The organism is Parasphingorhabdus sp. (genome assembly GCF_965233695.1).
In the GTDB taxonomy this organism is placed as follows: domain Bacteria; phylum Pseudomonadota; class Alphaproteobacteria; order Sphingomonadales; family Sphingomonadaceae; genus Parasphingorhabdus.
The window spans coordinates 23,403-49,522 of sequence record NZ_OZ247497.1; the positions used below are offsets into that span (position 1 = coordinate 23,403).

At 54.0% G+C, this 26,120-nt stretch carries 11 protein-coding genes; all 11 read left to right on the forward strand.

Annotated features, from left to right (window positions below):
- Positions 1–184: 184 nt before the first annotated feature.
- The 11 genes from ACO6S1_RS00115 (at position 185) to ACO6S1_RS00165 (ending at position 25,958) form a co-directional block, all read left to right on the forward strand.
- Positions 185–3,295, forward strand: a complete 3,111-nt coding sequence (locus ACO6S1_RS00115; protein ID WP_422344344.1) for a CHAT domain-containing protein — start codon at positions 185–187, stop codon at positions 3,293–3,295.
- The gene (locus tag ACO6S1_RS00120; protein ID WP_422344345.1) at positions 3,295–5,349 is read left to right on the forward strand and encodes a CHASE2 domain-containing protein; all 2,055 of its coding nucleotides are present in this window, start codon (positions 3,295–3,297) and stop codon (positions 5,347–5,349) included. The genes ACO6S1_RS00115 and ACO6S1_RS00120 overlap by 1 nt, the downstream gene beginning before the upstream one ends.
- The gene (locus ACO6S1_RS00125; protein ID WP_422344346.1) at positions 5,324–6,139 is read left to right on the forward strand and encodes a hypothetical protein; all 816 of its coding nucleotides are present in this window, start codon (positions 5,324–5,326) and stop codon (positions 6,137–6,139) included. The genes ACO6S1_RS00120 and ACO6S1_RS00125 overlap by 26 nt, the downstream gene beginning before the upstream one ends.
- A 105-nt stretch (positions 6,140–6,244) precedes the next feature.
- A complete protein-coding gene (locus ACO6S1_RS00130; RefSeq protein ID WP_422344347.1) occupies positions 6,245–8,035 on the forward strand; it encodes a ShlB/FhaC/HecB family hemolysin secretion/activation protein in 1,791 nt (596 codons plus the stop codon).
- A gap of 37 nt (positions 8,036–8,072) precedes the next feature.
- Positions 8,073–16,577: a beta strand repeat-containing protein gene (locus ACO6S1_RS00135; RefSeq protein WP_422344348.1), complete on the forward strand. Its 8,505-nt coding sequence runs from the start codon at positions 8,073–8,075 to the stop codon at positions 16,575–16,577.
- 45 nt (positions 16,578–16,622) lie between these two features.
- Positions 16,623–18,077, forward strand: coding sequence for a cysteine--tRNA ligase (gene cysS / locus ACO6S1_RS00140; RefSeq protein WP_422344349.1), 1,455 nt, complete (start codon positions 16,623–16,625; stop codon positions 18,075–18,077).
- Positions 18,074–19,036: a D-2-hydroxyacid dehydrogenase gene (locus ACO6S1_RS00145; RefSeq protein WP_422344350.1), complete on the forward strand. Its 963-nt coding sequence runs from the start codon at positions 18,074–18,076 to the stop codon at positions 19,034–19,036. The genes cysS and ACO6S1_RS00145 overlap by 4 nt, the downstream gene beginning before the upstream one ends.
- Before the next feature lie 167 nt (positions 19,037–19,203).
- Positions 19,204–20,850 (forward strand): acetolactate synthase large subunit, encoded by a 1,647-nt coding sequence (locus ACO6S1_RS00150; RefSeq protein WP_422344351.1) that lies wholly within the window; start codon positions 19,204–19,206, stop codon positions 20,848–20,850.
- Positions 20,851–20,861: 11 nt separating this feature from the next.
- On the forward strand, positions 20,862–22,298 hold the full coding sequence (locus ACO6S1_RS00155; protein ID WP_422344352.1) for an aldehyde dehydrogenase family protein: 1,437 nt from the start codon (positions 20,862–20,864) through the stop codon (positions 22,296–22,298).
- A gap of 259 nt (positions 22,299–22,557) precedes the next feature.
- Entirely contained in the window at positions 22,558–23,958 is a 1,401-nt protein-coding gene (locus tag ACO6S1_RS00160; RefSeq protein ID WP_422346256.1) for a multiheme c-type cytochrome, read from the forward strand.
- Positions 23,958–25,958, forward strand: a complete 2,001-nt coding sequence (locus ACO6S1_RS00165) for a heme-binding protein (protein WP_422344353.1) — start codon at positions 23,958–23,960, stop codon at positions 25,956–25,958. Before ACO6S1_RS00160 ends, ACO6S1_RS00165 begins: the two co-directional genes overlap by 1 nt.
- The last annotated feature ends 162 nt before the right edge of the window (positions 25,959–26,120 follow it).

The following is a 26,120-nucleotide window of genomic DNA, read 5'->3' on the forward strand; positions in this document are numbered from 1 at the left end:
TAGGATATAAATCACTAGTGTCTCATATAGTGACAAATGCCACCAGTTTCTCACCCTTGTGTCGATAAATTACTATACCAGACTCGGAATTGTCGCTTATGAACATTTCCGAGGGGAAAATCGGGTCGTAATAAGAACGGCTTAACCATTTTGGTTAGGCTGTCCTGACTATTGTGGGGTATATATGATCGGTCCGAAACATTTTGGATTGCCGTTTTTGGCATTGCTGCCGCTATCGGTAGCGGTATCAGCGCCAGTCTTTGCACAAGGCACACCTGTCACATTGCGCGACAGCTTTCCGATCGGATCTGGCGAGGGCACGCTTTGCCAAGTGCAGGATCGCAGCCTGGAAAACAAATCCAAGCAAAGCATTTTTGACCGCAGCTGGGCCGTGGTATGCCGCGATTCAGCCCGTCCGGTAGGATATGTCTATGCTTTTCGTTCCCCCCAAGACGATGTCCTGACCCGCATTGCTCAACATCGACGGGATGCCATCCTATGCGACGGCGAAGAGGCCGTGGATGGTTTAAACCGAAAGTCATGCAAACTGTCTGACGAACCCGTCAGCTATTCGGTCTTTCAGACGAAGCGCAGCAATATTTCTTATGTTGCTGAAGGGCTCAGCGCCTATGACAGCGCCACCCTTTTGGCGCTCAAGTCAATCATGGCCGGCAAGATTATCAAAGGAAAAATCGACGTTGCTTCCACGTCGATTGAAGACCCTTTTGCTTTTGCACGCGTCCAGGCCTTAACCCTCAAGCCCCAACAAGCCCTGGCAGAGGGTTATCGCCGCAATCTGAGCGGCAACTATGCCGAAGCCGCGGCGTTTTTTGAAACATTGCAACAACGCACTGCCGGCCTTGATGATCAGGATATCAATCCTGAGGAATATTATATCAATCGCGCCTTGCAGAAGTCCAATCTGGGTGAATTTGCCGAAGCTGACGAGCTGTTCGACCAGGCCCGGTCCGTGATATCTGGCAATGTTGTAAACCAGAAACTTTTGCGCAATTTCGAAGCCATGCATCTGCTCAATCAGGGGCGCTATGAAGAGGCGCTGGAGCGGATCAACCTGCCGGTTAAGGCCACAGAGATTCAAAGAGAGGCGCTGGCTGCAAGCCTGACTATTACCACCCCGATCGCAATGCGTATCAACGGCGACAGCAAAACCGCCAATCTGCTTGGCTTCAACGATGATCTCAAATTGACCGAGGCGGAGAGAGCCGAGATTATCGACGCGCAAGCACTGCAATTGATCGGTACTGCACAGCGGATCAGGGGGGATAATGACGCGGCCCAAAACTCGCTGACCACCGCCTATAATCAAGCGGTTGCGATACGCGATGGCCGGGTAACATCGATAACGCGTTTACGGACGCAGATATTGTCAGAGCTGGCTCTGGTTGCAGAAAAACAAGGCGAGTTTGGCAATGCCGAACAATTGCTTCGCAACGCCCTTGAGCTCGTTGAGATCCAGTATCCCGAAACGCGGGCGGTCAACGGCGCCAAGGCGAAACTGGCCAGCTATCTGCTGCGCCGGGGCAAACAAGACGAAGCCCGGCAACTTTATCGCGAGGTGGTCGACAATTCACTCGGCAAGCGCAGCGCTGTCACCGGCATTGCCAATCAATTGGCGCCGTATTTTGCGCTAATGAGCGAAGATCCGGATTCCGCCGCCGAATTTTTTAAAGCCTCCCAGGTGTTGGTCCGGCCAGGTGTAGCCGAAACGCAGGCGGCATTGTCGCGCGAACTGAGCGGTGGTACCGATGAAGCCGCACGTCTGTTCCGGCAATCGAGCAATCTGGATCGCAGTATTGAACGGCTTCGCATGCGCTTCACCGCGCTCGGCAAACTGGAACCGACAGCCGAAACGCGTCGACAACGCGCTGATCTTGCCGCCGAAATCGAGGAGCTCGAGCGCAGCCAGCAACTGACCATCGTAAACCTGTCTCAGTTTCCGCAATATCGCGCCGTTGCAAGTCGCTCTATCGACCTGGCCGGACTGCGCGCAAGCATGAAAGCCTCCGAAGCTTATATGCGTATGGCGATCGTCGGCAACGACATATTTATGTTCTATGCCGACCAGCAGTTTGCAACCGCTTATAAAGCGCCAATAAGTTCCCAGGAATTGGATGAACAGGTAGATATTTTGCGCGCTTCCATTTCCGCTTTTGAAAATGGTCAATATGTTACCTATCCGTTTGATATCGAGACTGCACGTCGTCTCTATGTAGCGCTGCTCGCGCCGACATCGGAACGGCTGGCCACCAAAAATCATCTGATTTTCGAACCTGACGGCGCGATGCTGCGACTGCCGATCAATTTGCTGGTTGCTGACGACGCATCCGTGGAAGGTTATCTTGCCAGAATAGAGCAACCCGACGGTGATCCGTTTGATTATACCGGGGTCCAGTGGCTCGGCACAAATACTGATGTCAGTACTGCCGTATCCGCCCGTGGTTTCACCGACGCCCGAAGCGCACCTGCTTCAGGGGCAACGCGCCAATATCTTGGTCTTGGTAAAAACCAGCCGGTATTGGCAGACACAAAGATCGGCGGCGTCCGCGCTTCCTCAGAGGGACTGGATGCCAACTGCAAATGGTCTCTTAACGAATGGAATAACCCAATATCGGATGCCGAACTCGTTCAGGCACGTTCGATCATAGGGCAAAGCGGATCGGAGTTGCTCACCGGTACCGCGTTTTCTGACGATCAAATTCTCGCAAAATCCGATCTGGCCGATTATCGCATCCTTCATTTTGCTACCCATGGCCTGGTGACCGCTCCCAAACCGTCTTGCCCGGCAAAGCCTGCACTTCTAACTTCATTTGGCGGTGACCAGTCCGATGGCTTATTGGCCTTTGACGAGATTTTTGATCTTAAACTGGATGCTGATATCGTCATCCTTTCCGCTTGTGATACCGCGGGTAAAGCCAGCATCAAAGCAACCCGCGAAGCCGGCGTTAGCAGCGGCGGTGGCACAGCACTCGACGGCCTTGTTCGGTCTTTCGTGGGTGCTGGGAGCCGATCTGTACTTGCGAGCCATTGGCCGGCACCTGACGACTTTCAAGCAACCGAACGCTTGATTGGCGGCTTGTTTACAGAAGGTCAGGGCCAATCCATAGCTACCGCGCTAAGAAGCTCGCAGAAAAAATTAATGGACGATCCGGTAACATCGCACCCCTATTATTGGGCAGCTTTCGCGATTATTGGCGATGGCTCAAGAGCATTTCTTCCCACTGACCAAAGTGCAGAAATAAACATCTCCAAACCATCAGCGGCTGCATTGAAATAATGGCAGAAGCACTTCGCCATACCGGCCCGGCACCGCCAAGTCGCGACGTCAAGGCAGAAGCTCGCGGGGTGCTGCAATCGCTGCGGCGACTGTTTGACCAATTGGGTCCAATTCGTCTCGGCTCTACGATCTTGTTCCTGATCCTCGCTCTGCTGATGGCGCGGTTCAGCTGGACGACGCCATTGATCCAGGATGCAGAGCGCGCGCTTTACGACATGCGCGCTTCCGTCTTTGCGCCACAGGTCGAGAAAGAAGACCGTATCGTGATGATCGTTTATAACGAGGATACGCTGAAACTGACAGGTCAGCGCTCTCCGGTCGATCGCACCATTCTCGCGCAGGCGCTGGAAACCATCGACGCGGCAGGCGCAAAGTCAATCGGGATCGATATTCTCTTCACGATGCCGCAGGATGATGATGCGCTGTTGCTTTCAACCTTCAAACAGCTCCAGACGCCAACTTATCTAGCCTATGCAGACCCCAAGCTTAATCCTGAAATCGCCTTTGCCGAACATGAATTCCTCAAGGACTTTCTTAGCGAAGCCGAAGGGCCAAATCTGAAACCTACCAGTATCAGGCTGAATACCGACAGCGATGGCGTTCAGCGACGCTGGACACCGGAAAAAGATGGAGCGCCACCTTTTATGGCCATGGCGCTAACCAAGCCCAATCCCAAATTTTCAAGCAATAGCGGAGCTATCCGTTATTTGGTTCCCGCCAATGCCGATATGCCGGTGTTTGACAAATTTCCGATCGAAAGCTTTGCCGACCCGGCAACAGCAGAAATGCTGCAATCATTTATCCAGGACAAATATGTCCTAATTGGTGGTGATTTTATCGACCGTGACCGGTTTGAAACGCCTATCGGTTCGATCAGTGATCTCGAGGGCACCGATGGCAAGATGATCGGTCTGGAAGTCCACGCTCATATGCTGGCGCAATTGCTAAATGATGATTTGCCGGCTCCGATCCCCGGTTCGATATTATGGACAGCAGCGTTGATTGTCGCGATCTGTGGTGGGCTTTCTGCTCTCATCATGGGTAATGCATTAAAAGTCGGCGGTATATTGGTCGGGCAGTTCGCGTTTTTTCTCGTCTTTCCGTTTTTCCTGCAGAATATTGGCGCTGATACGCTTACCCTTCCTGCTTTCGGTTGGGCTCTGGGGTGGCTCTTCGGATATGCTTCGGTGAGTTCCGCGGCGCGAACGATTAATTCCAAACAGCGTGCCTTCGCCCAAGGGGCATTGGGCAAATATCTGCCGCAATCTATTGCAGGAGAAATTTTGCGTGATCCCGAAAAACTCTCTCTGCACGGAGAGAAGAGAAAGATTTTTGCCGTCTTCACCGATCTCGAGGGCTTTACCAAACTCAGCCATGCGATTGAACCGGAAATGGTGGCGACATTGCTCAATGATTATCTCGACCGGCTAAGCGATGTCGCGCTCGAATATGGCGGAACGATTGATAAGTTTGTCGGAGATGCACTGGTTACCTTCTGGGGGGCGCCCATTGCCTATCCGGATGATGGCGCGCGCGCGGCAAAAGCCGCCTACGCGCTTTATCAAGCAGGTGAGGAGTTCCGCAAAAATGTTCCCGAAGGCGTACCGCCAATTGGCCGTACCAGGGTCGGCATGCATTATGGCGATGCCATTGTGGGAAATTTCGGCGGTGAGGGGCGGATTCAATACACTGCGCTGGGTGATGCGATGAACACTGCCGCGCGTCTGGAAGCGGCGAACAAGGCGTTGGAAACGAAAGTTCTGATCAGCCGGGAAGCTATGGAGCGCACCGGACTCGACTGGTATCGTCCGATGGGCAAGATCACATTGCGCGGCCGTTCCACCCCGGTCGAGGTTTTCGAGCCTGTGCCCGACTGGGAACAGAAAGACCGCGAGGCAGTGACCGCCATCATAGCGGCCCATCAAAATGGTGATATGGATTATGTTCAGGCACTCAGTGCCATGATGAAGCAATATGGCGAAGACCTTGGTCTTGGTAATTTGCTGAAACGACTGGAAAAAACAAAGAATGGAGAAAGCTATGCACTCGGTTGAAGGTAGAACAGCTAAATCTGGCAGGCTGGCACGCCATTTCGGCAAAGCGGCACTAGGTGCGCTTTTGCTCGTCGGTGTGAGCGGCACTGCCGTTGCACAAAATATGGTTGTCAGGTCCACCGGACCCTCGGCCAAATCCTATCCTGCGGGCAAAAAGCTGGCGAACAATGCCAAGCTGACGCTGAAAAAGCTGGATAGCGTGACTATCCTTGGCAAAGGCGGCACAAGAGTTTTGAAAGGGCCTGGCACTTTTTCTCTCAACAAAGATACGACGGCACGTTCCAGCAGTTCCGTACGGCTGGCCAGCTTTATCAACAATCGCGGTAGCAGCCGTGCACGGACCGGAGCTGTTCGCAGCGCCGGTGTTACCCCTGCAAATGTCGCACCGAGAAACCCGAACCTGTGGTTCCTTGATGTCACCAAGGGCGGAAAATTCTGTGTCGCCGATGCGGATGCCCTGGTATTGTGGCGTCCCGACTATACCGGTTCAGCCAAGGCCAGCATTGTTCAGCCCACCAATGGAAGCGTAACCGAGGTGGCTTGGCGCAAAGGCAATCCGCTGAAAAGCTGGCCAAAGGCCGAAGCTCCGTTGACCGATGGCGCCAAATATCAGGTCATCGGCTCCAATGTCGAAAAGTCTGTCGAAGTCAATTTTGTGATGTTGAAGGAAGCACCACAAGATCTGGATGAAGCAGCAGCGGCATTGATCGCCAATGGTTGTCAGAGCCAACTCGATCTACTGGTTGAAACGCTCGATACCGGGCCGACAACGGACCAGGAAGAAGGTTAAGAAATTACAGGTTTCACGCCCCGAGGTGAGGGTCAGGGCGTGAAATGGAAAATACAATATTTCCAAGGTGGGTCGCGCAGGAAATATTGAAAAACGGGGAAAAACATGTTGCGAGCGCGCGCTGCAAAGAAACTAGCATTACTGGTATCGATTCCGGCTATTCTGTCGTCCCATGGTGTTGCCTGGGGTCAATCAGCGGTCGCTGCGCCGACCAGAGAAGAAATCCAGCGCGGGCTGCTGGGTGAAGCTGAAAAAGGGCAAGCGCAGGCGCTAACAGTTGAAGGCGGAATCGAACGGTCTGCCTGTCCCCTCGCCAGTCCTGAATTTGCTGACGTCAAATTTACCCTGCAATCAGTTGATTTCAGCGGGCTTGGCGTGGTCAACGCATCAATATTACGATCTGCCTATACCGGCTATATCGGGCAAGAAGTACCGGTCGCCGTGGTATGTGAAATACGGGATCGCGCGGCGACAATTTTGCGCAGTGCCGGCTATCTCGCCGCTGTGCAGGTTCCTCCCCAGACCATTGAAGGCGGCAACGTCAAATTTGACGTTTTGCTGGCGCGGATGACGTCAGTGCAAGTGCGCGGTGATGCCGGATCATCAGAAAAATTGCTAAAGCAATATATTGACCGGCTGACCAATGAACCGGTTTTCAATATTGATGTAGCCGAACGCTATTTGCTGCTTGCCCGTGATATTCCTGGACTGGACGTGCGGCTGTCCTTGCGGCCGGTATCTTCGGCGGCGGAAGGTAAACCGGGCGATGTTATCGGCGAATTCAATGTCGTGCGGACGCCAGTCTATGTCGAAGCCAACATCCAGAATTTTGGATCAAAACAGGTCGGCCGTTTCGGCGGCCTTGTGCGCGCGCGGTTTAACGGGATTACCGGACTGGGCGATGAAACTATAGTCAGTGCCTTTTCAACCGCCGATTTCAGTGAACAACAAGTATTGCAAATCGGTCACGAATTCCGTGTCGGTGGCGAAGGATTGCGCTTTGGTGGCAATTTTACCTACGCCTGGACTGATCCCGAGCTGGTGAACAATTTCGACATTGAGTCGGAGACGCTGGTCGCAGGCGTTTACGCCACCTATCCGTTCATTCGCAAACAGTCGCGCAATCTGTTCGGGACGATCGGCTTTGAATATATTGATCAGAAAACTGAAATTTTCGGCATAAGAACCAACGAGGATGACCTCTCGATCGCTTATGCCAGAATGGATTTTAACACGATAGAACCGGGCAGCATTTCCGGTCGCGGGGGCTATTCTGCCTTCGAGCCGAAATGGGGCATGGCTGGATCATTGGAAGTGCGTCAAGGTCTTGGCATATTGGGTGCCAGTGAAGGATGCGGACCCGCTTTTGTGCGCTGTATAGGTCAGACGATAATTCCAACCCGGGCGGACGGTGATCCAACCGCTTTTGTCGTACGCGGACAGGCGAAGCTCGATTACCGCCCTACCCCGCTTTTGGCTTTCACGTTGAAGCCGCGGTTCCAATATTCGCCCGACGCACTGTTTTCTTACGAAGAGATTTCAGGCGGCAACTATACCACCGGCCGTGGCTATGATCCCGGCACGATCATCGGCGACAGCGGCTACGGCTTGCAGACGGAGGTCAGCTATGGATCGCTTATTCCCGACTCTCCCGACGGCATCGCCTGGCAACCCTATGTCTATTTTGACCTGATGGGTGTCTGGAACAAGAATTTTCCAGGCGACCCTCAGAAAATTTATTCCGCTGGTGGCGGAATTCGCGCGACACTTGGCCGTCAAGCCAGCCTGGATGTGATGGCCGTGGTGCCGCTGAAACGCGGTCCTTTCCAGACACGGCGGGATAGTGCGCGGGCGTTGATGACCCTGACGGTGCAACTCGCACCATGGTCGCGATAAATAATAAAAGCGGCGGATGATGACCAGAGGCAAGAAGATGACAGAGAACAGAAAAAGCAAAAGCGACGTCCAAAAAATGGGCGAAACAAGGCGCAAGCACACTGCTGCGGGCAAGCTACGACTGCTGGCTGGTGCCTCTGCAACAGCTGCGGCGGTCTTCCTGTCCACCATGGCGCAAACCGCCCAAGCGCAAGCACTTGATCCCAACCAGTCGTTTCAGGCCACCCCCAGCTTTGGGCCAGGAGATAGCTGGTCTCCCGGACCGGCGGCCGATAATGTCTTTATTTCCGGTTCTGAATCTATCATCAACTGGGCACCGCTTGACACGGCCACGCTCGACACCACTGTTGCACCCATAAATATCCTGCCCACCGGTAGGTCGATCACATTTAACAATGCGGCAGAATTTACCGTCCTAAATCGCATCCTGCCCACTCCTAGTCTATCAGGTGATTTTCGCGCGATTCAGTTTAATGGTACGGTAAATACCCGGGTAAACGGCACGCAAGGCGGAAGTGCTTGGTTCTATAGTCCGGGCGGTATTATCGCCGGCGCCGGCTCTGTATTCAACGTCGGCAGTCTGGTTCTGACCACCAATGATATTGATACCAGCGGTGGTCTGTTCGGTCCATCTGGAGAGATCCGTTTTCGGGGCACAGCCAACAGTTCGTCAGCAGTCAGCATTGCCAGCACGGCAACAATTGATGCCGACACAGCCTTTTCCAATATTAACGACTATGTTGCTCTCGTGTCACCAAGGGTTGAACAGGCCGGAACCGTCGATGTCGATGGCTCGGTTGCCTATGTCGCGGCCGAACAGGCAGATCTTACGATCAACAACGGACTGTTTGACATCGCCGTCACGGTAGGCAGTGGCGATAGCGCCGGCATTGTCCATTCCGGTACAACAACGGGGCCCACCAGGGTTCAGTCATTCGGGCCGTTTTTTGCAGATAACCAGAAAATCTACATGGTTGCTGTCCCCAAGAACCAGGCCATGACGATGCTGCTCTCGGGCTCTATCGGTTATACTCCGGCAACCGGTGCTGTGGTGAACGAACAGGATGGCAGTATCGTTCTCAGCGCCGGCGGTAATGTGTCCGACGGCGGGTTTGGCAATCCGATCGATGAAACCTTTGATCCTGCACGCAATGCCAATATCAGCGTTACCGATGTGAACTTCAGCAACGATGTTCAGGCTTTTGCCAACAATGATATCGTCATTGAGGATATTCTGGGTAGATCGGTCACCGGCGCACAGGGTATCAATACTCTTGAACTGGAATTTAGCGCCGGGGACTCGCTTCGCATGGAATCGGCCGGCGATAGCGGTATCATCGACATTGATGGCGATGTGACCTTGAATGCCGTCAATGGTGTTGAGTTAATTGCCAGGCAAGACTCGTCGATTACAATTGGCGGCAGTCTGACGATAAACGCATTTTCCAGTACACAGGGCGGAACAATCGATATCCTTGCCAGTGGCGGTGGCAGCCGTGTCACAGGCTCTGGTGATATTGTTATCGTCGACGAATTTGTTGCCAATGCCGGTGTGGCAGGAACTAGGAGCCGGTTTGCGCTGGTTGAAGAAGGAACCGATACGCAGGGCGGCACGATCAATCTGGACATTGTCGCAGGCGGACTATTGGATATCAATAGCGGGGGAGATTTCAGAACATCTCTGCTGAATGTTTCCGCTGCGCCCAATATGGGTTCGGTAACTGCCGGTGAATCGACCGGTGGTACAATCAATGTCAATATTGATGGTCCTGGAAGCACATTGATGGATGGCGGGTTTGGCTTCGATCTCGAAGCCAGTGGCAATGCCGGCGATAACGTAAATGGCACCGCCGCTGGAGGCACCAATAGCGGTGGTACAATTAATTTTATTGTGAACGGCGGAACAATTGACGCGCAGGAATTAAGCTTGGCTGCCAGCGCCAGTGGTACGCGCAACGCCATCGGCAATCTCACCCCGACCGATAATGGTGCCAATGCCGGTGATATCTCCGCTACATTCACCAACGCCGTACTCAACATAACCAATCGCCTGAGTTTCGACAGCGCCGCGGATGCCAGAGCGGCATTCGACGGCGCAGGAAATGAAATTGCCAGCCAGGCGACACCAGGAACACTCAATGTCACTTTCGACAGCACTGATCTCACCGGCGGAACACTTGAATTAGCCACCGATTTTGATGGTTTGGGTGGCGCTGGCGACCTTTCCCTGAATGTGATCAATGGCTCGGACCTGTTCCTGAGCAATAATCTGCTATTGACTGCAACAGGGCGTGCGGTGGTCGACGGATCGCCTTCCAATAGCGGGAACATTAGCCTGTTGGTCGACAATGCAGGACTGGTTTCCAATCGTTTTGATATTAGTTCTGACAGACGGACATCGGCTGCGGCCGGTGCACTGACAGATGGCATCACAGGTACTGTTAATATCGCGGTGCAAAATAGCGGCAGCATTACGGGCAGTGAATTTCGTGCGTCGGCAAATGCCGAAACGGTAACGCAGGGCGGAAACGCAACAGCAGGCGACATCACAATCACTGTTGATGGCGGCACCATGAACTTTGTTGATGGTCCGTCTGGTGAGACTTCCTTCTCGATCAGCGCCAGCGCTTCTGGACGGAGCAACGTTCTTGATGCCTTGTCGCCTGACCGCGGCTTAGGCGTCGGCGGGAATCTGACGCTAAACCTCATCAATGGCGGCAATTTTTCCGCCGAAACACTTGGTGCGAGCGCCAACGGGTCCATTGAGGATATCGAAGAGGGCCCAATTCAAATTCGTGGCAATGGCGGAAATGGCGTTGGTGGTTTGACGACCTTTAATTTGGTCGACGGGAATTTTAGTGCCGGTAATGCAACTCTCTCCGCTCGTGGTATCGCCTCGTTTGGCGGCGATTCAGCGCCGTTCGGATTCCCGGCTTCTCCAGGAGTTGTAGGCGATGGCGGTGACGGACAAGGCGGTAACATTGTCTTCAACCTAAACGGCGCCACTGCGACTGTCGACAGTCTCACAGTCTCTGCAGATGGTCTTGGCGGAGATGGAGGTAACGCCCGTGACGTTGAAGGTGTAGCCGCTGGTAATGCCGGATCAGGCATCGGCGGCAATGCAACATTTAATGCCACTGCGGGCAGCTTAACCGTCACAAACGATTTGAACGTCACTGCGGGCGGCTTTGGTGGTCGAGGCGGCGATGGCAGTGGTGTTGATGCTGGACGCGGAGGTGATTCGGTTGGTGGCACCGCGATTTTCAATCTTGATGGGACAGCTACAATCTCAGCCCAATTTGCTTCGATTTCAGCCAGTACGGACGGCGGGCGCGGCGGCGATGCACTGTTCGGGACACCTACTCCATCGGCGCGTGCCGGTGATGGCGGCAACGCTATAGCTGGTACTGCTGTTTTCAATAACAATAGTGGCGATGTTACCTTTACCAGTACCGAAGTCAGCGCCATTGGAAGAGGCGGCGACGCTGGTAATGATCCAGATGCACCGACGCGCTATGGTGTATACGGTAATCCGATCCCTGCGGTTGGATTCACGGGTCAGACGTCTGGCAACGGCGGCAGCGGTACAGGCGGCAATGCGACGATCAACTTGGGACAAGATGACGCCGTCAGTCGAATTTACCGTGTTGATGCCAGTGGCATTGGCGCCAAAGGCGGCGAAGGTCTTGATGGCGGAAATGCCGGCTCCGGCAACGGCGGAACAGCGGTCCTCAACATAACCAACTCGGCTGTAGTACTAGATAGTCCGGTGGTTACGGCTATCGGAGCGGGCGGAACCGGCGGAGTTGCTCGCCAAATCGGCGGTAATGGCGGTAATGGCGGAGATGCCACGGGCGGTGTTGCACGGCTCGAAATCGTAGGAGCTGACGCAGATTTGGTCAATGTGGGCGATCCATTGGTCACAACCGCAGATGCCTTTGGCGGGCTTGGGGCCGAGGGCTTTACCGATTTCAGCAGCAGCGGTGGTGATGGCGGAAACGGTGGCTCAGCGATTGGCGGGACTCTGGAGATAGCGGTCCGTGATGGAGCGAATTTTGCACTAGATGGTGCAGGGTCTTTCACTCTTTCCAGCACAGGTACAGCGGGTCAGGGCGGCGCAGGCGGTTATAGCTATGCGAATATTGCAGGAGATGGCGGCGATGGCGGTGATAGCCAAGGTGGCACTGCCCGGCTGTTGGCGCAAGGCGGGACGATCACGGGAGATAGTGTAACAATCACCACAACCGGTCAAGGCGGCGACGCCGGACCAGGCGGCTTCACTTTTAACGGGACGGTCGGAACCGCCGGTATCGGCGGTATCGGGACAGGTGGTAACGCCATTCTGGAAGTACAAGAAGGCAGCCCCGGCATCCTGAACCTTTCGGGAAATGTTGATCTTTTCGCCAACGGCTTCAACTCGGGTGACGGATCAACACCGTCCGGTTTTGCCGGGCGTATCGACATTATCGATAGCTCTACGGATCCAGCTGGATTGATTAGTCTGGGCTCCCTCAACGCAGAAGCGCTAGCTGTTGCGTCTCCGGGCAGCGGCTTCTTCATGTCAGGAAATAGTGGCGCGATCACCGTTGCGGGCGATTTGACCGTTAATGTGGCCGGCAATATCGAATATGCGTTTGACGGTACGGGCCAGTTGACCGTTGGGGGCATTGCCGATTTGCGCTCGAATTCCGGATCGATTCTGGTGAGTCACATCAACAATGCTGTTCCGACCATATCCATCGACGTGGTTTCCGACTTTGATGCTGATGCTGCGATCGACTTTGACAGCATGACAGGATCCATTATCCAGTCCGGCACTCAAATTAGTGTCAATGCTGGTGCAAATATTTTCGCAAATGATTTGCGGGCCCAGAGTATTATTGATTTGACGGCGGGGCAAAATGCCACTCTGAACGACGGGGCCGTAACCGGTCCTCCGATTGCCTCTCCCGTGGGTGCAGGCTCTATCTTGCAATCCGGTATTACCATTGAAGCGGGCCTGGACCCTACACCAAGTCCGACTCCCTCTTATGATCCCAGCTTTGATGCAACTATCACCGGCAACGTCACTTCTACGGGCGCTATTCTGGTGGTAGCTGGCGGTAATGCTATATTCCAGACAGGCAGCACGAGCGTGTCCGACAACGGCATTTCGGTTATCACGGGCGACGATATCATCATCCAGACAGGCGCGCGCGTAGAGGCGGCCGCCAATCCTCTGGATACGCCACTTTTCGGTACGCCGTTCGCAAGTCCAAATAACTTGATACTGGACGCTGGCGGATTGGTTCCTGATCTTATTACGACGCCTCTGACACCCATAGCATCTATCGTTGCAGCTGGCGCGATTGATGCGAATGAATTTGCGGTGATTATGACCGCCGACGCTATGGATGGCATTGGGGGGACAATAACCGCCAGCTCCATCAGCGCTGACATCAACGACGCTCCGTCGAACGCCGTGATCGCCGCTATTGGCCAATCCGACGATGACGGTTTGCTGAGCGCAGACTGTCTTGAAGGCAATCTATGCCTTGGCGCACTGGGTGCGGACAACATCGTTGAAATTGGCCAGAACGGCGTTCCTGTTCAGGCGGTTATCGAAAATGGCGACATTGTCGCCAATCGGATATTGGTATCCACACGCCGTGACATCGTGATGGGTGCCGATGGCATTCCTTCGCGCTTCATCGCCAGTGACGAAATATTCGTGAACAGTACTGAAGGTGATGTGAACCTGCTTGATGCGGAACTCACCAGCGGATTGCTGGGCGTCGATGCGGCCGGAAGCCTGCTGGGGTCTGGTTCTCTCAACAGCGGCGCAGACGTGGGCATTACCGTCGGAGACAGCATCAGCGCAGCCGTGATCAATGCTGGCGGCGAGCTGACCACAGTTGAAGGACGCGGCGATACACCGGAAGGATTCTATTCGGTACCCGGCAGTATGAGCGTTGGCATATTGACTGTCGGAATTGGTGACGTGAACTATGATGCCGGCGGTAACTTCAGCTTTGATCAGATCAACGTTCCAGGCACTGACATCATTCTATTCGCTCCGGGATCAATCTTCCTCGGCGGAACATCTGATGCCCGGAATATCGACATTGATGGCGGCGATATAACCGTTGGAAGCATCAACGCTGGCGTCGATATAACTTTGTCGTCCGGCAGCTTCATTGACTTTGGATCTGTAGATGCTGGCAACATGCTCGATCTGAGCGGCAGCGATATAACTGGTGATTTGTTAAGCGCTGGCTCGACACTCACCGTAGCTGCGTCCGGCAATGTAGATATTAACTCTGCCACACCAGGGGATTCCATCGATATTGATGGTATCGCGGTTTCTGGCAATGTTCTGGATGCCGGAACCACCTTAACGGTCTTGGCAACTGGCGCGGTGATGATCAATGATGTCATTTCGGTCAACGAAACGCTTCTGGAAGGCACATCTGTAACATTAGGCGGCGCCGATACAGGCGATAATGGTGATCCTCGGTTTACCGAAGGCTTGCGAATCCGTGCCTTGGATGGTGACATCAACATTGGTGGGGACCTTGATATTTCACGTCAGGGCGATTTCTTTGCTTCAGGCAACATTATATTTTCTAATGTGGACGTCACGAGCAAGATCGCTTCTGAACTTAACTTGAGTGCCCAGGATTCAATCATATTCGGCAATGTCACGACCGACAGCTTCATAAGAGCTGGCGCTGGCAATAATTTTACCGCCAGAAGCGTTGCTGCACAAAGTCTCATCGCAAGCGCCGATGGTCTTGTGACAGTGGGAACAGCCAGTGGTGGCTCATTCAATTTCATTGGTGATCTGGGCGTAGAGATCAACAATCTGGATGTCAGTTCAGCCAGCCTTACCGCCTCTGATGGCGATGTAGCGGTTCGTGACAATGCCTTGGTCAGCGGCATCTTGCGCGCAAGAGGGAACAACGTGTTCCTGCGGTCCGATGGCGCGTTGAGAGTGGTTGCAACAGCCAATGCCGGCGATATCGATATTGTTACCGTCGGTAACTTGATAGCAGATGATGCCAGTGCTGTTGGCAATATCATCTTGACCAGCCTGGCCGGTAGTGCCGAACTCAATGAGGTGTTCATCGGTGAAGCAGTATTCGGAAGCACTCCGTCAGGCATCACGGGCCAGGCGGTTGTAAGCGCAAATGGCAATATCGATGTAACTGCCGCTGTTGATGTTAGGATTAATGACACCGTCAACGCGGACAACGCCTTGACGATCGTTGCGGGCAATCTCATCGACATTCAGGCCCTGGCCACTGGTGAAACAATCTCACTCTCGTCGGCCGACATCAATATCGGTACATCCGGTCAACTCGGCGAATTCACCCAGACCAATGATATTTTCATCGAGAGCAATGGCAATAATCAGGTCATCTTGGGCGGCGCTGGGACGGCTGGCGTGTTTAGCCTGGACCAGGATGAATTTACACGGATCCAGTCAAATCAGGATCTGACGTTCTTTGCCGTCGCGACGGGTAACAGCACCCCCGATCTTATCATTCAGGATCTTATGGTGCAAACAGGAGATAATGTCAGCGGCGCGCAGATGGCAAATATTGGCTTTTCCGGAACGCTGACGATTGACACGGAACAATCGATCCGCGTGGATGGCGATCTTAACGTCGTCAATGCGTCGGGCAGCACCATGCTAAGTATGACTGCCTCCGACGATATCTTTATCAATAACGCGAGCGGCATATTGCAGCTCACAGATGCCAATGGCGGATTTGGCTCTGCCGGTTTCATCGACCTCACCGCGACCAATATTTTCGCCATGACCGATCAGGCCTTCGCCGACATCGTGGGATTGGGAACGCCAGCCATTGACGGTCGATTGGGTAATAATGATGGCATCATTATCGATAGTGGTGTCATTCGAGGCGGCGCCCTGACCTTCACTGTTGCCGATAGTATATTGATCCAGAACACTGGCGCCGGCATTGATTTTGATGACCGACGCGGGTTTACGGGCCAGTCGGTGCAGATTAACGGTTCTGCAGCCACACCACCGGTCATAATAGTGAACGGTACAGTAGATGGCGACACTGGCATTCCAGCATTGAGAGCCGTCGGAATCGGAGAAGGCTTTACCGCACAAAGCACCATTAATGGCTGTATCATTGCTGATCCAGCCAGTTGCTCTGCGCCAACACCTACGCCAACTCCAACTCCAACTCCAACGCCGACACCTACGCCAACTCCGACACCTACGCCAGAGATTGATCCCGAGATTGATGATCCTGTCCAGGATATTATCGAGGAAGAGGTGACACCAAATGAGGACGGGACCGTTGTGAGTGATCCGTTTGAGACCAATCTCATCGAGATCAAGGAAACGGAAGAATTTGTCGATGATCCGTTGATTGATGAACCGGTCACAGGCGCCGGTAATGACGACCTTTGGGTCAGCGACGAAGCGGCAGACGAAGATGAAAATTCCGAATGCGCCGAAGGTGACGAAAACTGTGGTCAAGGTGGTCCGGAGGAAGAAGACGCGCTGGAACCGGCGGAGTGAATTGACTGGTTGACCTTTTATATCCCAAGCCATTAGGCGGTGGATATGAATGACACCACCAAACATCCTTTGAAGCTGTTCAATAGCCTCACCCGCACGCTCGAGCCATTTGTTCCGGTTCATGAAGGCGAAGCCCGCGTCTATACCTGCGGCCCGACAGTCTACAACTATCCCCATATCGGCAATATGCGCGCTTATGTTTTTGCCGATTTGCTTGGGCGGACCTTGAGCTGGAAAGGCTATAAGCTCACCCACGTCATCAATATCACTGATGTCGGACATCTCACCGATGACGCCGATGCTGGCGAGGACAAGCTGGAAAAAGCGGCGGCGGAACGAGCGCAATCTATCTGGGATATCGCCAAACATTATACCGAGGCTTACTGGGAAGATGTCAAAGCTTTGAACATCCGGCAGCCTGCGCATTGGTCTGTAGCAACCGATTATGTTCCGCAGATGATAGACTATGCCAGGGGTATTGCCGACAAGCATTGCTATGAACTGGACAGCGGTCTTTATTTCGATGTCTCGACTGTCGCCGGTTATGGCAGCCTTGCTCGAGCCGCAACCGAGGACGGTGAGGGCAGGATCGACGCTGTCGAAGGCAAGCGTAATGCCGCTGACTTTGCGATCTGGCGCAAGACTCCGGAGGGCGAAGCGCGGCAAATGGAATGGGACAGCCCCTGGGGCAAGGGTGCACCAGGTTGGCATCTCGAATGCTCGGTCATGTCAGAGGCGTTGCTCGGCCTACCCTTTGATATACATACTGGCGGCATCGATCATCGCGAAATCCACCACCCCAATGAAATCGCTCAGAATCAGGCGCACAGCGGCTGCGACCACAGCGGCGCGCATTTCTGGATGCACAATAATTTCCTGATCGACCGAACCGGCAAAATGTCGAAATCTTCAGGCGAATTTCTGCGGCTACAATTGCTGATAGACAAGGGCATCCATCCCCTCGCCTATCGACTGATGTGCTTGCAGGCTCACTATCGCAGCGAGCTGGAGTTTAGCTGGGATAATCTGGTCGCGGCGCTGACACGATTGAAACGTATCATTATGGGCGTGGAGCGATTGAAGGATCGCCTATCGGGCGAGCAAGATGAGCAACCTCCTCACCCCAAGCTTGTCGAAATGCGTGATAAACTGGACGCGGCCATGAGTGACGATCTCAACAGTTGCCCCGTCATTCCGTTGCTGGAAGATCTGCTTTCACTCAAGAAAGTGAATGCCCTCCAGCGTATGGCCCTCTTGCAGGAAATAGACCTGATACTCGGCCTTGATCTGGAAGCACTGACACGGGATGACCTTCGGGTACGCCCGAAAGAGGCAACCATCACTGAGGAAGAGATTGAGCAAAAGCTGGATTTGCGACAGCAAGCCAAAGCAGACAAAGATTTTGCCGCGGCCGACGCAATCCGCGATGAACTGACGGCTCAGGGCGTCGACCTTATGGATGGCGATCCGCTACGCTGGGAATGGAGTATTTCGATATGAGTAAACCAATAGCCGCCATGGCATCTCTCGTGCGCCCGCTTGTCGAACCCCATTGCGGTGATCTGGATGTCACTTGGTTCACTAGTACCGAAGAAGCTCTTGAAATAGCGCCCCATGCCGAAATCGGCTGGTTCGACATGTATGACAAAGACAAGATGGCTCAGGTACTCAGCGCCGCGACCAGCTTGAAATGGCTTAACAGTATCTACGCAGGGGTCGAACATTTTCCGCTGGATCAGCTCAAACAACAGGGAACAATCGTCACAAACGGCGCTGGCCTCAACAGCTCTCCGATTGCCGAATTTGTTGTCATGGGAATGCTGTCTGCAGCCAAAAGGACCGATAAACTGCTGGAGCTTCAGGCCCAACAGGAATGGCCGGAACAAGCTCCCGGGACAACCGAACTGACGGACGGCAAGGCGCTGATCATTGGCTATGGTGGTATCGGTCAGCAGGTTGCGAAAAAGCTGTCCGGCTTTGATATGGATATCACGGCTGTCCGGCGAACGGCCAGCGATGACCCCGCCGGTTTGGGAACAGAGGTGATTGGAACCGATGACTGGCGTGCGCGGCTCGGCGAGTTTGACTGGGTAATCGTTTCCGCACCTGCAACGACAGAAACGCAAAAACTGTTGGGCGCGGATGAATTTGCGGCCATGAAACCATCCGCCTGGTTGATCAATGTCGCGCGCGGATCGCTGGTTGATCAGCCAGCACTGGTAGAGGCCTTGAACAGCAAAGCCATTGGCGGCGCGATGCTGGATGTTACTGATCCCGAGCCGCTGCCGAAAGGCGATCCCCTCTGGACCGCCGCCAATTGCTTCATCACCATGCATGTTTCAGGTGTTGCCCAGACCCGCATGTTTCAGCGCGCTGCTGCCCGCTTTGTGGAAAATCTGAAGCGTTATCAGACGGGTGGCGATATGGTCGCGGTGGCTGATCTTGATCGCGGTTATTGAGCCATTTATAAATTTTGCGATTGATACGTGACTCACAGGAAATTTTGACTTATCAACCAACGGCATAGGGGTAGGGATGAATCTTTTTCTGGAGGGGAAAAATCATTCCGGGGTCGTTGCCATAATCTTGAGCAAACACTGATCATGCCGATCAGGGAAGGACCCACATGACCAAAGCATCTGATTTATTCGTCCAATGTCTTGAAAATGAAGGCGTAGAATATCTTTTCGGCGTTCCCGGCGAAGAAAATCTCGACATGCTCGACAGCCTGTCGCGCTCCAAGAAAATCCAACTGATCCTGACCCGGCACGAACAAGGCGCTGGCTTCATGGCGGCGACCTACGCACGGCATACCGGTAAAACCGGTGTTTGCATGGCAACACTCGGCCCCGGGGCCACCAACTTGGTGACTGCCGCAGCCTATGCGCAGCTGGGCGGCATGCCGATCCTGATGGTCACTGGTCAGAAACCGATCAAGAAATCAAAACAGGGCCGGTTTCAGATATTGGACGTGGTCGACATGATGGGCCCGATTACAAAGTTCACACACCAACTGGCTTCTGCGGATAATATCCCTAGCCGCGTTCGTGAAGCGATCCGTCTGGCCGAAGAAGAAAAGCCGGGCGCAACCCACATTGAATTTCCCGAAGACGTTGCGGATGAACAGACCGATTCCACGCCTATCACGCCCAGCCTGTCCCGGCGTCCTATTGCCGAACCCAAAGCAGTGCGCGCGGCGACCAAAAAAATCGAAGGCGCAAAATCACCGATCATGGTTATCGGCGGGGGTGCCAATCGCACCACCACGGGCCGGATGTTGACCCAGTTTATTGAAAAAACCGGCATTCCCTTTGTCACGACACAGCTTGGCAAGGGCGTAGTTGATGAAACCAACAAGGAATTTATGGGCTGTGCCGCCTTGTCAGCGAATGATTTTGTCCACAGCGCGATTGAATCCGCCGACCTGATCATCAATGTTGGCCATGACGTAATCGAGAAACCGCCTTTCTTCATGAAAGCCGGCGGAACCGAAGTTATTCACGTCTCGATGAACACAGCTGAAGTTGATCCTGTCTATTTTCCCCAAATCGAAGTGATCGGCGATATCGGCAATGCGATCTGGCAGATGAAGGAAGATATTGTTCCTTCCGGCTCTTGGAATTTCGACCATATGTACAAAGCGCGTGCGGCTGAAGAAGAGCATACCGCCACTATGGACGACGACATGCGTTGCCCGATTTACCCGCCGCATCTGGTCAAAGTGGTGCGCGAAAAAATGCCGGCTGATGGCATCATCTGTCTCGACAATGGCGTTTACAAAATCTGGTTTGCTCGCAACTATAAGGCACGCCAGGCCAATACTGTGTTGCTCGATAACGCTCTGGCAACCATGGGCGCGGGCCTACCCTCTGCCATGGCATCGGCGATGGTCTATCCTGATCGCAAAGTCATGGCGATTTGCGGCGATGGCGGTTTCATGATGAACAGTCAGGAAATGGAAACAGCGGTCCGGTTGAAGCTGAATATCACAGTGCTGATCCTGAATGATAGCAGCTATGGCATGATCCGCTGGAAGCAAGCCAATATGGGTTTCAAAGATTGGGGGCTGACATATGACAATCCTGATTTCGTCAAATATGCAGAAAGCTATGGTGCTCATGGCCACCGGATAACCAGCGCGAAAAACCTGCAGGAAACGATCGACAAATGCCTCAACAGCGAAGGCGTGCATTTGATCGATTGTCCGGTGGACTATTCCGACAATGATCGTATCCTCAACGTTGAGATCAAGGAACTCAGCGCAAAGATTTAAGAGGATAGATCATGACAAAACTCAAAGACGTTTATCCGCTTTACCTCAATAATGTCGCAGCCCAGCCGAATACCGACCTGGAAGTCACCGACAAGTTCACCAATGAAGTGGCTTTTCGAACCGCACTTGCGACACCTGACGTAATTGAAGAAGCCATTGCCGGCGCTGTCGAAGCTGCCGAGCCAATGGCGCGTATGGCGAGCTATGAGCGGCAAAATGTGCTGCAACATTGCGTCGACCGGTTCAAAGAACGGTTTGACGAACTCGCTTATTCGCTCTGCGTCGAGGCGGGCAAACCGATCAAGGATGCCGAAGGCGAAGTTGGCCGGTTAATTGATACATTCCGGATTGCCGCTGAGGAAGCCACACGCAACTATGGTGAAGTGCAACCCCTTGATATTTCCGAGCGTGCCAAAGGTTATCAGGGCATGTGGAAGCGGGTACCAATTGGCCCGTGCAGTTTCATTTCACCATTTAATTTCCCGCTGAACCTTGCGGCACACAAGATTGCTCCGGCAATTGCCGTAGGCTGTCCATTTGTCATGAAACCGGCGTCGAAGACACCGCTGGGCGCGATTATCATGGGTGAAGTCCTCGCCGAAACCGATTTGCCCAAAGGCGCATTTTCAATATTGCCCGCGAGCCGTGATGGTGCAGACCTATTCACGGTCGATGAGCGGCTCAAGCTTCTTTCTTTCACCGGTTCCCCCGGTGTTGGTTGGGATCTGAAAGCCAAAGCGGGCAAAAAGCCGGTTATTCTGGAGCTTGGCGGCAATGCTGCCGTTATCGTCGATCATGATGCTGATCTGGAAGATGCGCTCGAGCGGATCATCTTTGGTGCCTTTTACCAATCCGGCCAAAGCTGTATCGGCGTACAGCGGATCATCATTCATGAATCGGTCTACGACAGGTTCAAGGATATGCTTGTTGCCAAAACCAAGAGCTTGATCGCCGGTGATCCCAAAGATCGCGACACGTTCATTGGCCCAATGATTTCCGAAGGCGAGGCCAAGCGCCTGCATGGCTGGATTGAAGATGCTGTCTCTGGTGGCGCGACCTTGCTCTGCGGCGGCAATCGGACCGGCAATATGCTGGAAGCAACTTTGCTGGAAAATGTCGATCGTGACGCCGCTGCCAATCGCGAGGAAGCTTTTGGCCCGCTCGCTCTGCTGTCCAAGTTCAGTGATTTTAACGCGGCGCTGGACGAAGTTAACGATAGCAAGTTCGGTTTGCAGGCTGGTATATTCACCCGTGACCTGTTCAAAACACTGGATGCATGGGACCGTCTCGATGTTGGCGGCGTCGTGATTAACGACGTGTCATCCTATCGCGTTGACAATATGCCTTATGGCGGCGTCAAGGATAGCGGCCTAGGAAGAGAGGGCATTAGATTCGCGATGGAGGATATGACGGAAATTCGGAATCTGGTGATCAGGCGCAAAGTCTAAGAACCGAATCGCATTCAAGGCAATTCTCATGAGTGTGCAGTCAAACCACATTAAAGTGGTAAATCGGCAACGTTTGAACAGCAAGTAAAGCAAAAACAGTGATGCAAGTCATAGAAAAACCACCATATTCGAGGTTTTTTACCGTTGCATTGAGGTTTCAATGAAGCATAATAGAATACGCAAAACATAGTTAACGACTTGGGTCGCGTCGAGCTTACAGAGGGGCCTGATCTCAGGATCAGGAAAAGCAACGATGCAAATGGGGAAAAATCTGTCGTGGAGACGTAGCTGGTCCGTGCTGGCTGCTGGTCTATTCTGTTTTGCGCTTGCTGGCGTAGCTCTCTTCATATCTTCCATCGCCACACCGGCCCCTGTTGAAGCAGCGCAAGATTTAGCCAGCGGCACCTACATGGGCGTTGCAACTTGCGGTGGCACCACTTGCCATGGCCGGCAAGAAGCCGACGGCGAAATCGTACGCCAGGATGAATTGATGCGCTGGCAGGAAGAATCAACACCCGGCGGCGCGCATAGTCGTGCGTTTCGGGTTCTTCGCGAACCCCGCAGCATTGCGATTGCCCAACGTCTCGGCATCAAGGACGCTGCGTCTTCCCAAGAATGTCTGGGCTGCCACAGCACACCGGCAGCGAAAAAGGGTCCGCGCTTTCAAATGAGTGACGGTGTTGGTTGTGAATCCTGTCATGGTCCATCGTCAGCCTGGTTGTCTGCGCATTATGCGGTCGGCGCGAACCACGCAAAGAATGTTTCGCTTGGCCTGATCCCACTCGATAATCCCAAGGCGCGTGCGAGCGTTTGTCTTGATTGCCATTTCGGTAGCGCCAAGAGCGGCCAGTTTGTTGATCACCGCATCATGGCGGCCGGCCACCCCCGTATTTCCTTCGAACTCGACCTGTTTTCAACCCTGCAACAGCATCATGACGAAGATGTCGACTATGTCCGGCGCAAAGGCAGAACCAATAGCGTTCGGTTCTGGGCCGTCGGCCAATCCATGGCATTGGAACGCTCACTCAACCTTTTTGCCAAACCGGCATTGGCGCAGGAAGGCCTGTTCCCTGAATTTTATTTCTATGATTGCCATAGCTGTCATCGCCGGATCTATGATGATGCATCGGCCAGACCGACATCGGTCAACAATCCTGGCCGTCCCATTCCGGAGGGCATGCCACCTTATAACGACGAAAATATGATCATGCTCAGCGCGGCGATTAAAGTGGCTGCTCCGGATCTGGCGGGTCAGTTCGAAGCGCAGTCAAAAGCATTCCATGCGGCTATGAGTCAAGGTCGTGGACCGGCTGTGCAAGCAGCCGCTCGCTTGCGTCAAACGGCACAGACACTGGCTGACCGCTTCTCTCGCGCAAGCTTTGGCCGGGATCAGACTTTCCAGATTATGGAAACTATCGCCGGACAGGCTATATCCCCGCGTTTCACCGACTATGAAGGTAGCGTACAAGCGGTCATGGCGATTGATACGCTGCTGAATGGCTTGGTGAATAGCGGCCAGGTCAGCGAATCCGCAGCCGCCAGTCTGCGTGGCCAGATTAACGTCGCCTATAAGGCCGTCGATGAACCCAATAGCTACAAACCTCTGCAATTCCGCCGAGCGCTGGGCAGTGCTGTCAGAACCATAAGGGCCCTACGATAATGCGGAAGTTCCGTTTCACCGCTGCAATCTCGGCAGCTGCCTTGGTCCTGACCTCTTGCGGAGGCGGTGGCGGCAGCAATGATTTTGGTGGTACACCATCGCCTTCACCTGCTCCAACACCCACTCCGACGCCAACGCCGGTTGACGGTAATGGCGGCGCGTTTACACCGCCCGCGCAAGAGGCACTTAGCGTAACAGATGTGCAAACCGTCATCGCGCAAGCGGTCGGAGAAGCGACGGCGCGCAATTTGCCTTCGGTTATTGCGGTTACAGACAGGGTCGGCAATGTGCTGGCCGTATTTGAAATGAACGGCGCACGCGCCACCGCGACCACCAGCGCCCGAACAGCTCTGGGCACGATCAATAATCCCGGAATAGATGTACAAGACGTCGACGTGCCAGCAGCAGCAGGCGCGATCGCCAAAGCAGTCACCGGCGCCTATCTCTCAAGCTCCGGGAATGCCTTTTCGACCCGTACAGCAAGCCAGATTGTCCAGGAACATTTCCCCCCTGCCCCTACCGCAGCGGGATTAGAAAGTGGGCCACTTTTTGGTGTGCAGTTCAGTCAGCTCCCCTGTTCCGATCTCAATCAGCGGTTCGGTAACGCTGGTGCAGCCGCTCTGATAGGACCGAAGCGGTCACCCCTTGGATTATCGGCTGATCCCGGCGGATTGCCGCTTTATAAGAACGGCGTGGTGGTCGGAGCAATTGGCGTCATGGGCGACGGTGATTATGGCTTCGATTCCAATATCCTGGACATTGATGTCGACGACGAGGAAGCGATCGCGCTTGCCGGGATTCAGGGCTTTGCCCCACCAGCGGCGATCACTGCCAATCGGATTTCCGTGGATGGCACGTCTTTGCGGTTCAGCGATATGGTCGTGAACGATCTCTCGCCGCTGCAAAGCAACTTTGCCGCCATCAATGGAACGTCGGGCAATCTGATTGCGGTAACGGGTTATACGGCAGGTGCGATCATCTCTGGCTCGGCATATGGCACAGAGAGCTCTGGCATCCGGGCGTCGACGGCAGCAGAATTCAAGAACCGTGATGCCTTTGTTCTGTCCGATGGTACCGGCGCAAACCGCTTTCCAATCCGCGCCGCTACCGACGGAGCCAGCGTAGCCACGCCGCTGACCGAGGCCGAAACACGGGCGATATTGGAAGAAGCTTTTATCATCATGTCCCGCGCGCGCGCGCAGATCCGGCAACCGCTGGATAGCCGTGCACAGGTATCAATATCAATCGTCGACACGCACGGCGAGATACTAGGCATTGTCCGGTCACCTGATGCACCGATCTTCGGGACTGATGTCTCACTGCAAAAGGCGCGCACCGCCTCCTTCTTTTCCAATAGCGTTGCCGCATCCGATCTGCTCGGTAATCCCGATACCGATGTTGCCGCATTCGTGCAGCGCGTCCGTACATTTCTGAATGATCCCAATGCGCTTACAGGTGGGATAGCCTTTGCCGATCGATCCGGCGGTAATCTGTCACGTCCCTATTTCCCCGATGGAGAATTGGGTCGCCCTCCCGGGCCGCTGTCACGTCCGATTGAGAACTTCAACCCATTGGCCACAGGCTTGCAAGCAGCGTTAATATTCCCCAATCTCGGCCAGCATCTGGCCTTTGTTACCGGCGCATCGCCAACAGACACGCCGATGCGCTGTACCAACACCCCGGATGCCGTGGCAGGCCAGAACCGGCTGGAAAATGGCATCCAGATATTCCCTGGCAGCGTTCCGATTTATCGTGGCGATCAACTCATCGGCGGCCTCGGTGTGTCGGGTGACGGCATTGATCAGGATGACATGATCAGCTTCCTCGGCCTCCACAACGCTGGCCTGAGGGTTGGCGGGATAGGCAATGCGCCAAAAGCCATCCGCGCCGACAACGTCGTTGTTGATCTCGGCGATGCGCAGGTCCGTTTGCGTTACGTGAACTGTCCATTTGCTCCGTTTCTCGATACTGACGACCAAAATGTTTGTGAGGGACTGTAAAGCAAGTGCCCGCCCTATCTTCCTCTTTCTTGCCAATTATGACAGTCATGTCGGGTCAGGCCGAGCAAATGGAATTGCAGCGCCTATCCATTGAAGAAATGGAGACGTCGCTTGCTGCTTTACTGGCGAGCGAGCAATTTGACTGGATGCAGGTTGAAAATT